Raw genomic sequence first — 12,563 nt, 5'->3', positions numbered from 1 at the left:
GCGTCAGCCGCCGGCGAGCAGCTCGCGCAGCTCGGCGACCGCGGCGCGCAGGTGCCCGGCGAAGGACTCCATCGCGTCCGCGACCGTGCGCGGCGTGCTCAGGTACACGTTGAACCGGTCGGGCAGCAGCACGTACGCGACGCCGATGCACTGCGGGCTGGTGGAGCCGAACCCGAAGTACTTGACGTTGACCGACGGCGCGGAGCTGGTGCTGAGGTAGTCGTCGCGCATGATCCGCCAGCCGGGCGAGGAGTACAGCGCGGGCGCCTCGGCGACGCCGAGTTCCGCGCCGCGCCGCTCGGCGATGAGCTGGAGCTCCCACAGGTGCTGCTCGGGGGCGCGGCCGGCCTGGCAGTCCTTGGCGCGCGCGACGTGGGCCTCGGCGGCGGCGCGCAGCGCGGCGCGGCGCTCGTCGGCCGTGGCGGCGGGGTCGTTCTGCGTCCGGACGAACGCCAGCACCTCGGGCGTGACGACGCGCATCGCCTCGGTGCGTCCCCGGTTGTACTGGCGGGTCGCGATGGACTCGTAGGTCGCGCCGACGCGGCCCTTCGCGCGCTGGTGGGCGAGCTGGTAGGCCATCTGGACGAACGCGTCCGGCGAGATCCCGAGCTTCTTGGCGTCGTTGGCGCCGAAGTCCTCGAAGGCGACGGTCTCGGTGGCGGTCGCGGCGGCGTAGTCGGCGAACGCGACGGCGGCGGCGTGGACGTCGGCGCGCAGCGCGTCGTCCAGCACGAACCGGACGGGCTCGATCGCCGGGACGCCCTGGGCCCGCGCGCCGGAGCTGCGGGCGTGGTCGTCGGTGGAGGTGTTCATCATGTCGTCGACGAAGCTGAGGACGGTGGTGCCGTCGAGCCCGCAGTGCTCGATGTTGATCCCGGCCGACCCGTCGGCGAACACGATCAGCGAGACGGCCTTGTCGAACCAGCGGTTGCCGCTGTCGCCGTGCAGGAGGTGGTCGGTGGCCTCGTGGTCGTCCTTGGGCGCGACGTCGTCCAGGCAGACGCAGAACAGCGCGGTCTCGACGGTGTCCAGGGCGTCGGCGTTGGCCGGGTCGAGGGCGAGCAGCGCGGCCCGGGACGCGGCCCACGCGGCGCGGGCCTTGGTGGTGAGGTGGCCGGGCGCGGTCCCGGCGGCGGCGCGGGCGGCGCCCTCCTTGCGGACGGCGCGGAGCCCGGCGGCGAGGTCGGCGGGGGTGTGCGGGACGCCGTCGGGGCCGATGACGTCCATCCGGAACATGTTGGCGCGGTGGAACACGACGATGTGCCGCGCGTCTGACGGGCCGGGCCACGCGTCGGTGTACGGCAGGCGGACGGTGTCCTGCTTCTCCCCCGGGATCCGGGTGGCGGAGAACAGGTACTTGTTCTGCTCCATCGACAGGGGGCGTCCGCGCTGCGCGACCGGCGGCACGCTCTCGGTGTCGAGCCGCAGCTTGTAGTCCACGGCCGCCGTGATGAGGGCGGCGGCGCGGTCCTCCTGGGTGAGGTCGGCGTCCTGGAAGAGGAAGACGAAGTTGGCGTTCAGGGCGATGCGGTCCCGGCGGCCGAGGTAGCGGTAGGGCCAGAAGGTGTCGAGCCAGCTGTGGACGCCTTCACTCCGGTCGTACTCCTCCAGGGCTGCGTGCAGGACGCGTCCGGCGCCGCCCGGGGCGAGCAGGTCGGCGACGGCCGCGCGCGTCTCCTCCAGTTCCGCCGGGGTCAGCAGCGGCGCGCTCCAGGCGAGGAACCGCTCGCAGGTGTCCTCCAGCGCGGGCAGCGGGACGCGCGGCAGGGCGTCCTCGTTGCCGAAGGTGCGGGCGGAGGGTTCGTCAGTCGTGTTCACGTCGTTCCTTGGTGTGGGGGTTTGCGGCGGTGCCGCCCGTCGCGGCGGACGCGAGGTCGATGATGGCGCGGCCGGCCGTCTCCCGGGGCCGCGACACGAACAGGCGGGCGTAGAACCAGCCCTCGGTCTCGCGTCCGGCCGGGTCGACGCCCTCGGCGCGGAGCGTGCCGAGCACGTCGGCCTGCTCGTCGGGGCTCGCGAAGCGGCGCTGCGGGAACAGCCGTTCGTAGCGGGTGGTGGTGTAGCCGGCGCTGTCGAGGACGTCCTCGACGGAGTCGAACGGGAACATGCGCAGGACGAAGTGGGCCATCCAGGGGCGCCGTCCGTCCTGGGCCTCGATGACGCGCGCGAGGGTGCGTTCGGTGACGTACCCGACGCAGCCGGTGGAGACGACCAGGTCGGCGCGCGACAGGCGGGCGCGCTGCATGGGCGTCGGGTCGTTCTCCTCCAGGTCGGCGTGGACGGCGTCGTCGAGGAACCCGGCGGCGAGGGCGTAGGCCAGGGCCTCCCCGGACGCGTCCAGGCCGGTGAACCGGACGCCGGGGTCGCGGCGGGAGCGGACGAGCGCGCGGTCGCGGTCGAGGAGGGCGACGTGCTCCAGCGCGGCGGCGTCCGCACCGGCGTAGCGGTCGTAGAGGTCCTCCATCGTGGCGCCGCATTTCATCAGCGCGGCGTTGATCCCGTACGACGAGCCGATGTCGAGAACGGTGGGCACGGGAGTGCCGGTCACCGTTTTGTATTCGTCCACGAGCGCCCGGAAGAACGGCTGGGCCTGCTGCGGGATCTGGTATTCGAGCCTGCGGAGCGTGGTGAAGTAATCGCGCGGGTCGGGCTGGGTGTAAATGTGGTCGAGCGAGATCTTTCCAGTGGCGGTGCTGGACTGCACGAAGGGTCCTTCCGGGAGGGGACGGGGCGGTCGGGGGCCGGCGGGGGCGCCGGCCGCCGGGGAGCCGCCCTAGTCCAGGAGCGCGTCGACCCGGACGGCGCGGCCCTCGGCGGCGAGGTGCTCGGGCAGGACGCGGCCGAAGAGCTGGCGGGTGCGGGCGACGCTGCCCATCACGCCGGGGCGCTCGCTGTAGGCGAAGATCGCCGAGTGCCGGGCGGTGCGGCCGGCGACGGGGCTGACGCGGTGCAGGGAGTAGCGGCCCTTGAAGAGCTGGAGGTCGCCGGGGCGCAGCGCGAGCCGCCGGACGAGCCGGCCGCCGTGCCCGGTGAGGACGGCGCGGACGTCGTCGAAGTTCTCGTCGGCCGCGCTGCGGATGCCGGGGCAGTACTCGAAGACGCCGCCCTCGTCGGCCTCCTGGGTGAGCATGCTGACGGTGAACTCGTTGGTGTCGAAGTGCCAGGGGTGCTCCATGCCGGGCGCGACGACGTTGAGGCAGAGGCCGGCGAGGGGGTCGCCCAGTTCGTGGACGCGCGGCAGCCCGAAGCATTCGGCGACGAAGCGCTGGAACCCGGCGTCGGTGTAGAGCCGGTGGACGATGTGCTCGGCGGGGATGCGGTCGCGGGGGACGAAGGCGTTGCCGCGTTCTACGGTGATGCGTCCGGGGTGGCCGTCGGGGAGCGGGGTCGCGACGTCGATGTTGTAGGCGTTGACGGTCTCGACGTCGTAGTGGGCGTGCGGGGCGATGGCGGCGCCCTCGTCGCGGAGCGCGGCCCGGCCGGCGGGGCGGACGAAGTCGGGCAGGACGCTGCAGCCGGTCTCGCGCAGTTCTTTCCGGGTGCGGGCGACAATGGAATTCCAGGCGGGCCCGCCGGGTTCTTCGAGGGGATAGCGATCGGTGTCGACGACCTGCCCGATGGTCGGGACTTCCACGGTGCTCATGAAGATCCTCTCCGCGCGGGCACGGGCGGTCGGGCGGAACGGGGCGCTTCCCGTCCGCCGTCTTGTGCCTTCCCGCGAACCTCAGACGGGTTTTAGCACATGCAATGCCTCAATTCAGGCGAGGTTTTAGCCGGTTTCTTGGCAGGCAGGTTCGCGAGTCGCCGTTGACCTGTGGGTTTGGATGCCCGCTCTCGTGGCATATCTCACACCCGAACGGGCTTCTGTGGGCCATCTCACTCGTTCCCGGACACGGCGACGGGCCGCTCCCCCGTCCGGGGAGGCGGCCCGTCGGCGCGGTGGATCAGTAGGACTTGGGGAGCCCGAGGGTGTGCTGGGCGACGAAGTTGAGGATCATCTCGCGGCTGACGGGCGCGATGCGCATGAGCCGGACGACCCCGGCGAGCATTCCGACGCCGTACTCGCTGGTGAGGCCGTTGCCGCCGTGGACCTGGATGGCGGTGTCGACGGCGTGGACGGCGGCCTCGGCGGTCGCGTACTTGGCCATGTTGGCGGCCTCGCCGGCGCCGAGGTCGTCGCCCGCGTCGTAGAGCGCGGCGGCCTTCTGCGCCATGAGCCGGGCCAGCTCGATCTCGATCTTGGCGGCGGCGAGGGGGTGGGCGAGGCCCTGGTGCGCGCCGATGGGCGTCTTGAAGACCTGCCGTTCCTTGGCGTAGCCGGTGGCCTTGGCGAGCGCGAGGCGGCCGATGCCCGCGCCCATCGCCGACGCCATGATCCGCTCGGGGTTGAGGCCGGCGAAGAGCTGGAGGAGGCCGCCGTCCTCGTCGCCGACGAGCGCGTCGTAGGGCAGCCGGACGTCGTCGAGGTGGCAGACGAACTGCTTCTCCGGCGAGACGATCTCCATCTCGATGGGCGACCAGTTGAAGCCCGGCGTGTCGGTCGGGACGATGAACAGCGACGGCCGCAGGTTGCCCTTCTGGTCGGAGCTGCGGCTGACGAACAGGACGGCGTCGGACTCGTCCACACCGGAGATGAACGTCTTCTGCCCGCTCAGGACCCAGCCGTCGCCGTCGCGGCGTGCGGTGGTGGTGATGCGGTGGGAGTTGGACCCGGCGTCGGGCTCGGTGATCGCGAACGCCATCTTGACCGAGCCGTCGGCGAAGCGGGGCAGCCAGTGCTTCTTCTGGTCCTCGGTGCCGGACCGCGCGATAATCGTCGCGCAGATGGCGGGCGAGACGACCATGAGCAGCAGCGGGCAGCCCGCGGCGGCCAGTTCCTCGCAGACGGCGGCGAGGTCGCCGATGCCGCCGCCCCCGCCCCCGTACTCGGCGGGGACGTTCACGCCGAGGTAGCCGAGCCGTCCGGCCTCCCGCCACAGCTCGTCGGTCTTCTCCCCGGCCCGCGCCTTCCGGATGAAGTACTCGGGGCCGTACTTGGCGCCGAGGTCGGCGACGGCGGCGCGCAGGGCCTGCCGCTCCTCGGATTCGGTGTAGTTCACGCGGGCGTCCTTTCGGGGGGTGCGGCGATGACGGCGAGGACGGCCCCGGCCTCGACCTGCTGTCCGGCGCGGACGTCGAGGACGGCGACGGTCCCGGCGGCGGGGGCGGTGATGCGGTGCTCCATCTTCATGGCCTCCAGGACGACGAGGGTCTGGCCCTCGGCGACGTCCGCCCCGGCGGCGGTCTCGACGCGGACGACCGTGCCGGGCATGGGGGCGAGGAGGGAGCCGGGCGCGACGAGGTCGGCGGGGTCGGCGAACCTCGGGACGGCGCGCAGCGCGACGGGCCCGAGCGGGGAGTCGACGTCCACGCGGTCCCCGGCGGCGGCGACGGCGAAGCGGTGCCGGACGCCGCCCGCGTCGAGGACGACCTCGCCCGGCGCGGCGGACACCAGTTCCGCGTCGTGGCCGTGGAGGCCGTCGCGGGTGAGGCGGTACTCGACGTCGATCGTCGCGCCGTCCGGGGTCTCGTAGGTCCTGCGCTGCGGCTGGGACGGGACGTTGCGCCACCCGGACGGCAGCCCGCCGAGCACGCGCGCGGCGGCGCGGTCGGCGGCGGCGCCGGCGAGGGCGGCGGCGAGCGCGGACAGGGCGACGGCGTCCGGTCCGGCGAGCGGGGCGGCGAGGACGGAGAGGCCGACCGCGTCCAGGTAGCCGGTGTGGGTGTCCCCGGCGAGGAACGCGGGCTCGCGCAGGATGGTGGCGAGCAGGTCGCGGTTGGTGGTGACGCCGTGCAGGCGGGCGCCGGTGAGGGCGGCGCGCAGGCGGCGCGCGGCGGCGGCGCGGGTCGGCGCCCAGGCGATGACCTTGGCGAGCATCGGGTCGTAGTGGACGCCGACGGTGTCGCCGGCCGCGACGCCGCTGTCGAGGCGGAGGCCGTGGGCGGCGGGGACGGCGAACTCGGCGTCCACGCCGGGGACGTCGAAGGCGCGCAGGGTGCCGGTGCCGGGCCGCCAGTCCGCGGCGGGGTCCTCGGCGTAGAGGCGGACCTCGATGGCGTGGCCGCGCGGCGCGGGCGGTTCGGCGGGGAGCCGCGCGCCCTCGGCGACCTCGATCTGGAGGCGGACGAGGTCGAGCCCGTAGACGCACTCGGTGACGGGGTGCTCGACCTGGAGGCGGGTGTTGACCTCCAGGAAGTAGAAGCGTCCGTCGGCGGTCAGCATGAACTCGACCGTCCCGGCGCCGGTGTAGCCGATCGCGCGGGCGGCGTCGACGGCGGCGCCGCACAGGCGGGCGCGCAGGCCGGCGTCCACGGCGGGCGACGGCGCCTCCTCGATGATCTTCTGGTGGCGGCGCTGGATCGAGCACTCGCGTTCGCCGAGCGCCCAGACCGTCCCGTGCGCGTCGGCGAGGAGCTGCACCTCGATGTGGCGGGCGTTCTCCAGCAGCGGTTCGCAGAAGACGGCGGGGTCGCCGAACGCGGACTCGGCCTCGCGGCGGGCGGCGGCGACCTCGCCGGCCAGGTCGGCGAGGGCGCGGACGACGCGCATGCCGCGTCCGCCGCCGCCCGCCGACGCCTTGACGAGGATCGGCAGGTCGTCCTCGGTGACCGCGGCGGGGTCGAGTTCGGGCAGGACGGGCACGCCCGCCGCGGCCATCAGCTTCTTCGCCTCGATCTTGGAGCCCATCGCCGCGATGGCGGCGGGCGGCGGGCCGATCCACGTCAGCCCGGCGTCCAGGACGGCCTGCGCGAACGCGGCGTTCTCCGACAGGAAGCCGTAGCCGGGGTGGACCGCGTCCGCTCCGGCGGCCCGGGCGGCGGCGATGACCAGGTCACCGCGCAGGTAGGTGTCGGCCGGCGCGGCGCCGGGGAGCCGGACAGCCCGGTCGGCCTCGCGGGCGTGCGGCGCGCCCGCGTCGGGGTCGGAGTGGACCGCGACCGTGCCGATGCCGAGGTCGCGGCAGGTGCGGAAGACGCGGCGGGCGATCTCGCCCCGGTTGGCCGCCAGAATTGTCTCGATCATCGGCTCACATCCGGAAGACGCCGAAGCCGTCGGCTCCGCGTACTGGCGCGTTGTGGACGACGGACAGGCACAGGCCGAGGACGGTGCGGGTGTCGCGGGGGTCGATCACACCGTCGTCGTAGAGCCGTCCGGACAGGAAGAAGGGGAGGGACTCGGCCTCGATCTGGGTCTCGACCAGCTCGCGCATCGCCCGGTCCTGGTCCTCGTCGTAGACCTGGCCGCGCGCCTCGGCGGCCTGGCGGGCGACGATGGACAGGACGCCGGCGAGCTGCTGCGGGCCCATGACCGCGGATTTGGCGCTGGGCCAGGTGAACAGGAAGCGGGGGTCGTAGGCCCGTCCGCACATGCCGTAGTTGCCCGCCCCGTACGACGCTCCCATCACGATCGTGATGTGCGGGACCTTGCTGTTGGCCACCGCGTTGATCATCAGGGCGCCGTGCTTGATGATCCCGGACTGCTCGTACTCCTTGCCGACCATGTAGCCGGTGGTGTTGTGGAGGAAGAGCAGCGGGGTGTCGGTCTGGTTGGCGAGCTGGATGAACTGGGCGGCCTTCTGGGCCTCGTCCCCGAACAGGACGCCTTGGGCGTTGGCGAGGATCCCGATCGGGTAGCCGTGGACGCGCGCCCAGCCGGTGACCAGGCTCGTCCCGTAGAGGGGCTTGAACTCGTCGAACGCGGAGCCGTCGGTGACGCGGGCGATGACCTCGCGGGGGTCGAACGGCACTTTGAGGTCTTCGGGGACGATCCCGGCGAGTTCTTCGGGGTCGTATCGCGGCGGGACCGTCGCGGCGGGCTTCGGGCCGTGCTTGCGGTGGTTCAGGTTGCGGACGATCTGGCGGCCGAGGCGCAGCGCGTCGGGCTCGTCGGCGGCCATGTAGTCGGCGAGGCCGGACGTGCGGGCGTGCATCTCGGCGCCGCCCAGTTCCTCGTCGCCGGATTCCTCTCCGGTCGCCATCTTCACCAGCGGCGGGCCGCCGAGGAACACCTTCGCGCGCTCTTTCACCATCACGACGTGGTCGCACATGCCGGGGATGTAGGCGCCGCCTGCGGTGGAGTTGCCGAAGACGAGCGCGATCGTCGGGATTCCGGCGGCGGACAGGCGGGTGAGGTCGCGGAACATCCGGCCGCCCGGGATGAAGATCTCCTTCTGGGTGGGCAGGTCGGCGCCGCCGGACTCGACCAGGTTGATGACCGGGAGGCGGTTCTCCAGGGCGATGTCGGACGCGCGGAAGCTCTTCTTGACCGTCCAGGGGTTGCTGGAGCCGCCGCGGACGGTCGGGTCGTTCGCGACGATCATGCATTCGACGCCCTCGACGACGCCGATGCCGGTGATGACGCTGGCGCCCACCTGGAAGTCGCTGCCCCAGGCGGCGAGCGGGCTGAGTTCGAGGAACGGGGAGTCGGGGTCGAGGAGGAGTTCGATGCGCTCGCGGGCCAGGAGCTTGCCGCGCTTGCGGTGCCGCGTCACGTACTTCTCGCCGCCGCCCGCCAGCGCCTTGGCGTGCTCGGCGTCCAGCTCGGCGATCTTCGCGAGCATGGCGGCGCGGCGGCTCTGGTAGTCGGGGCTCTGGGGGTCCAGGGCGCTTTTGAACGTCATAGGAGTGACTCCGGGATGTCGGCCCGACGGGCGCGCAGCCATTCGCCCAGGGCCTTGCCCTGGGGGTCGAAGCGGGTGGAGGCGGAGACGCCGTCCTGGAGGACGCCCTCGATGACGAAGTTGAGGGCGCGCAGGTGGGGCAGGGTGTGGCGGGTGACGGGGTGGTGGCGTGTTTCGGGGAGGAGGTCGCGGAGGCGGTCGATGGTGAGGTAGGAGTGGAGCCAGTGCCATTGGGCGTCGGTGCGGGCCCAGACGCCGATGTTGGCGTTGCCGCCCTTGTCGCCGCTGCGGGCGCCGAGGATGCGTCCCAGGGGGGCTCGCACGGTGCGGGCTTCCGGGTTATCCACAGGTTCGGCGGTGGGTGTCGCGGGGGCGTTCGGGCGTTGGACAATGGAAGTGGGGTCGCCCCCCTGGGCGGGAGGGGGCTGATCTGGGCCAGCTTTCCTTTCCTCCGCCGCGCGCCGCTCGGACCCGTCCGGCGCTTCGGGGAGCGGTGCGGTGACGGGCGCGGGCTCGATCGCCACCTCGTGCCCGTCCGGCAGCACGGCGACCTGCCGCACCTCCGCGTTCGGCACGAACGCCGCCGTGTACACGCCGAACGGCGATCCCTTCCCCGGCGGCGACGTCATCGTGAACCCGGGATACCCGGCGAGCGCCAGCTCCACGACAGCGCCGCTGAACGTCCGTCCCACCAGGCCCGGATCGGCGTCCAGGACGGCGCACCGCAGCAGCACGGTCGCCTCGCCCTGCGTGACGGGATCGGACGCCGGGACACCGATCGTCGTCCATTCCATCCGAGCGGGCCGCCGCGCGCCGAACGCCGCGTCGAGCTGCCGCCGCGCAAGCGCGATCTTCGCGTCGACGTCCAGCCCGGTGACCACGAACGTCATCTCGTTGCGGTGCCCGCCGAGATGGTTGAGGCAGACCTTGGTGTCCGGGGGCGGGGGCATGCCGAGCACGCCGCCGATCTCGACGCGGTCCGGCCCGTCCTGCCGCAGCCGGACGGTGTCGAACCGCGTCGTCACGTCGGGCCCCGCATAGGCGGGTCCGCCGATCTCGTACAGAAGCTGCGCGGTGACGGTCTCGGTCGTAACGGCGCCCCCCGTGCCGGGGTGCTTGGTGATGACGCTGGACCCGTCCGCGCGGACCTCGGCCAGCGGAAAACCCACCGGCTCCCCCAGCGGGACCTCCGTGAAGAACGCGTAGTTCCCCCCGGTCGCCTGCGCGCCGCACTCGAGGACGTGCCCGGCGACGGTCGCGCCCGCGAGCGCGTCCCAGTCGTCGCGCGCCCACCCGAAGTGCGCGGCGGCCGGCCCGACGACGAGGGACGCGTCGGTCACCCGTCCCGTCACGACCACGTCCGCACCCGCCTCCAGCGCCGCCGCGATCCCCCACGCGCCGAGGTAGGCGTTCGCGGTGAGCGGCGCGCCGTACGCCGGGGACGTGAGCCCGAGGTCGGCGGCGCGCGGCAGCAGGTCGTCCCCCTCGACGTGCGCGATCCGGACGTCGACGCCGAGCCGCGCCGCGATCTCCCGCAGCCGCGCCGCGAGACCGCGCGGGTTGAGCCCGCCCGCGTTCGTGACGATCCGGACGCCGCGCTCGGCCGCCAGCCCGAGGGACTCCTCCATCTGCCGCAGGAACGTCGTCGCGTAGCCGGCGTCCGGGTCCTTCATCCGGCCGCGCCCGAGGATGAGCATGGTCAGCTCGGCGAGGTAGTCGCCGGTGAGGACGTCGAGCGGGCCGCCGTCCAGCATCTCCCGCACCGCGGAGAACCGGTCGCCGTAGAAGCCGGAGGCGTTCCCGATCCGCAAGGGTCGCGTCATGGCCCGCAGCCTGCCAGCCCGGCAAGAAAAAATCAATCGTGCATGATTGTTTTCTGTGCCGCCGGTTTGGTTGACTGGTGGACCACCGACCGAAGGACGCGATGACCACCCAGGCGACCCCCCGGCAGCCCCGCCAGGACCGCAGCCGCGCGACCCGGCAACGCCTCCTGGAGGCGGCGATCGACTGCCTCGCCTCGATCGGGTGGGCGGGCACGACCGTCACCGTCGTCGCCGAACGCGCCGGGGTCTCGCGCGGGGCCGCGCAGCACCACTTCCGGACGCGTGAAGAACTCGTGACGGCCGCCGTCGAATACGGCAGCGAGGTGCGCCGGACACGGATGCGCGAACGCCTCGACACCGCGCCGGGCCGGCGGCCGACCACGCTCGAGGTCGTCCTGATGCTGGGCGACATGTACACGAGCCCGCTGTTCCGCGCAGCACTCCAACTCTGGGTGGCGGCCAGCTCCGACGATCAGCTCCGCGCCAGCGTCGTCCCGCTGGAGGCCCGGGTCGGCCGGGAGGCGCACCGGCTGACGGTGGAGGCGCTCGGCGCGGACGAATCCGTGCCCGGCGTCCGGGAGGCCGTGCAGGCGACGCTCGACCTGGTGCGCGGCCTCGGCCTGGCCGACCTGCTCACCGACGACTCGGCCCGCCGCGACCGCCTCCTGCGCCAATGGGCCCGGACCCTCGACGGAATCCTGACGCCCACGCCCTGACCGACCGCGACGTCATTCCGCTCCTCGCCCAACAGCCCGCGACCGACCGCCCCGCAGACTGCGGCTACTTCTTGAGCGGCTGGTTGAACCGCAGCATGTTCCCCGACGGATCGCGGAACGCGCAGTCCCGGACCCCATACGGCTGGTCGATCGGCTCCTGCAACACCTCACCGCCCGCCGCGCGAATGCGCTCGAACGCCGCGTCGCAATCGTCGGTCCGGAAGATGACGCCGCGCAGCAGGCCCTTGGCCAGCAACTCCGCCATGACCTCCTTGTCGGCCGGCGAGGAGTTCGGGTGCGCCAGTGGCGGCTCCAGCACGATCTCCACATCGGGCTGAGACGGAGAACCGACGGTCACCCAGCGCATCCCCTCGAACCCGACGTCGCTGCGCACCTCGAAGCCCAGGACGTCCCGGTAGAACGCGAGCGCCTTGTCATGGTCGTCCACGGCGATGAAACACTGGGCGAGCTGGATGTCCATGCAGGTCATGCTACGACCGGCCGGCCGGGTTCGCCCCTCCGGACCGGACCGGGCGCGTATGGATCTTCGCGATGCAAGCCGGGATCGCCGCCCCGTCATCATGACTCCGGGCCCGGTAGGCGCTCGGGCTCTCACCGACCAGTTCGGTGAACCGCGAACTGAACGACCCGAGCGACGTACACCCGACCTCGAAGCAGACTTCCGTCACCGTCAGATCGCCACGCCGCAGCAGCGCCTTGGCCCGCTCGATCCGACGCGTCATCAGATAGCTGTAGGGCGTCTCACCGAACGCAGCGCGGAAGCTCCGAGAGAAATGGCCCGGCGACATGAGCGCGGCACGCGCCAGCGCCGGGACGTCCAGCGGCTGCGCGTACTCACGGTCCATGAGGTCACGGGCCCGACGCAGGCGGACGAGGTCGTCCAGATTCACACACCCACAATGCCACAACCCGGACGCCACCACGCCGCACCCTCACCAGAGAAACCCCAGCTCAACCGCACCCGAACCACCCCCAACCAACTCAACCCGCAAGACCAAACCCCTCCCACCCGGGGGCGGACCGTACCTCTCTAGTCTCCCGGCCCCCCGACCCGCTTCTCAACCCGCCCGCCAACCTGTGGACAACCCACCCTCACCGCCCGCTGCTCCGCACCACTGCCCCGAGCCTGCCTCGCCCCGGGAAACACGAAAAGGGCCCCGCCGTCGGCGGGGCCCGAAAAGGTGTCTGGAAATGCGTTGAGGGCCACCCCTAAGGATGGCCCTCAACCACAATAAGTCCGGCGGTGTCCTACTCTCCCACACAGTCTCCCATGCAGTACCATCGGCGCTGAAAGGCTTAACTTCCGGGTTCGGAATGGAACCGGGTGTTTCCCTCTCGCCAAA

General features: G+C 72.5%; 10 protein-coding genes and 1 rRNA gene. 1 reads left to right on the top strand and 10 read right to left on the bottom strand.

The annotated features are described in order from the left end of the window. Window positions 1–3 precede the first annotated feature (3 nt). The 7 genes from BTM25_RS26705 to BTM25_RS26675 all read right to left on the bottom strand — a co-directional run bounded on the left by BTM25_RS26705 (window position 4) and on the right by BTM25_RS26675 (window position 10,483). The gene (locus BTM25_RS26705; protein WP_103565972.1) at window positions 4–1,818 is read right to left on the bottom strand and encodes a choline/carnitine O-acyltransferase; all 1,815 of its coding nucleotides are present in this window, start codon (window positions 1,816–1,818) and stop codon (window positions 4–6) included. After that, window positions 1,805–2,704, bottom strand: a complete 900-nt coding sequence (locus BTM25_RS26700) for a class I SAM-dependent methyltransferase (protein ID WP_205648296.1) — start codon at window positions 2,702–2,704, stop codon at window positions 1,805–1,807. The genes BTM25_RS26705 and BTM25_RS26700 overlap by 14 nt, the downstream gene beginning before the upstream one ends. A gap of 69 nt (window positions 2,705–2,773) precedes the next feature. Beyond that, window positions 2,774–3,643: a HalD/BesD family halogenase gene (locus BTM25_RS26695; RefSeq protein ID WP_103565970.1), complete on the bottom strand. Its 870-nt coding sequence runs from the start codon at window positions 3,641–3,643 to the stop codon at window positions 2,774–2,776. 301 nt (window positions 3,644–3,944) lie between these two features. Next, window positions 3,945–5,099, bottom strand: coding sequence for an acyl-CoA dehydrogenase family protein (locus BTM25_RS26690; protein WP_103565967.1), 1,155 nt, complete (start codon window positions 5,097–5,099; stop codon window positions 3,945–3,947). Continuing rightward, a complete protein-coding gene (locus BTM25_RS26685) occupies window positions 5,096–7,063 on the bottom strand; it encodes an acetyl/propionyl/methylcrotonyl-CoA carboxylase subunit alpha (RefSeq protein WP_103565964.1) in 1,968 nt (655 codons plus the stop codon). The genes BTM25_RS26690 and BTM25_RS26685 overlap by 4 nt, the downstream gene beginning before the upstream one ends. A 4-nt stretch (window positions 7,064–7,067) precedes the next feature. Next, window positions 7,068–8,660, bottom strand: coding sequence for an acyl-CoA carboxylase subunit beta (locus BTM25_RS26680; protein ID WP_103565962.1), 1,593 nt, complete (start codon window positions 8,658–8,660; stop codon window positions 7,068–7,070). Further along, entirely contained in the window at window positions 8,657–10,483 is a 1,827-nt protein-coding gene (locus BTM25_RS26675; RefSeq protein WP_103565959.1) for an acyclic terpene utilization AtuA family protein, read from the bottom strand. The genes BTM25_RS26680 and BTM25_RS26675 overlap by 4 nt, the downstream gene beginning before the upstream one ends. A gap of 101 nt (window positions 10,484–10,584) precedes the next feature. Between BTM25_RS26675 and BTM25_RS26670 the strand changes: the two genes are divergently transcribed. Next, window positions 10,585–11,199 carry a TetR/AcrR family transcriptional regulator gene (locus tag BTM25_RS26670; protein WP_103566552.1) on the top strand — a complete coding sequence of 205 codons (615 nt, stop codon included), beginning with the start codon at window positions 10,585–10,587 and terminating at the stop codon, window positions 11,197–11,199. A gap of 64 nt (window positions 11,200–11,263) precedes the next feature. Here BTM25_RS26670 and BTM25_RS26665 read toward each other — a convergent pair whose 3' ends face one another. The 3 genes from BTM25_RS26665 to rrf form a co-directional block, all read right to left on the bottom strand. After that, window positions 11,264–11,680 carry a VOC family protein gene (locus BTM25_RS26665; RefSeq protein ID WP_103566551.1) on the bottom strand — a complete coding sequence of 139 codons (417 nt, stop codon included), beginning with the start codon at window positions 11,678–11,680 and terminating at the stop codon, window positions 11,264–11,266. A gap of 10 nt (window positions 11,681–11,690) precedes the next feature. Then, entirely contained in the window at window positions 11,691–12,065 is a 375-nt protein-coding gene (locus BTM25_RS26660; protein WP_235828738.1) for a helix-turn-helix transcriptional regulator, read from the bottom strand. Between the two features lie 390 nt (window positions 12,066–12,455). Continuing rightward, window positions 12,456–12,563: ribosomal RNA gene (gene rrf / locus BTM25_RS26655) — 5S ribosomal RNA — on the bottom strand; the annotation flags it as partial.

It is taken from the genome of Actinomadura rubteroloni (assembly GCF_002911665.1).
In the GTDB taxonomy this organism is placed as follows: Bacteria; Actinomycetota; Actinomycetes; order Streptosporangiales; family Streptosporangiaceae; genus Spirillospora; species Spirillospora rubteroloni.
Note: the sequence above shows the minus strand (reverse complement) of the source record. Positions and strands in the feature narration are given on the sequence as shown.

Bases quoted from the DNA above. Each gene is read 5' to 3' on its own strand.
- BTM25_RS26680 (WP_103565962.1), bottom strand. From the start codon at position 8,660: ATGACGTTCAAAAGCGCCCTGGACCCCCAGAGCCCCGACTACCAGAGC.
- BTM25_RS26685 (WP_103565964.1), bottom strand. From the start codon at position 7,063: ATGATCGAGACAATTCTGGCGGCCAACCGGGGCGAGATCGCCCGCCGC.
- BTM25_RS26675 (WP_103565959.1), bottom strand. From the start codon at position 10,483: ATGACGCGACCCTTGCGGATCGGGAACGCCTCCGGCTTCTACGGCGAC.
- BTM25_RS26695 (WP_103565970.1), bottom strand. From the start codon at position 3,643: ATGAGCACCGTGGAAGTCCCGACCATCGGGCAGGTCGTCGACACCGAT.
- BTM25_RS26670 (WP_103566552.1), top strand. From the start codon at position 10,585: ATGACCACCCAGGCGACCCCCCGGCAGCCCCGCCAGGACCGCAGCCGC.
- BTM25_RS26660 (WP_235828738.1), bottom strand. From the start codon at position 12,065: ATGGACCGTGAGTACGCGCAGCCGCTGGACGTCCCGGCGCTGGCGCGT.
- BTM25_RS26665 (WP_103566551.1), bottom strand. From the start codon at position 11,680: ATGGACATCCAGCTCGCCCAGTGTTTCATCGCCGTGGACGACCATGAC.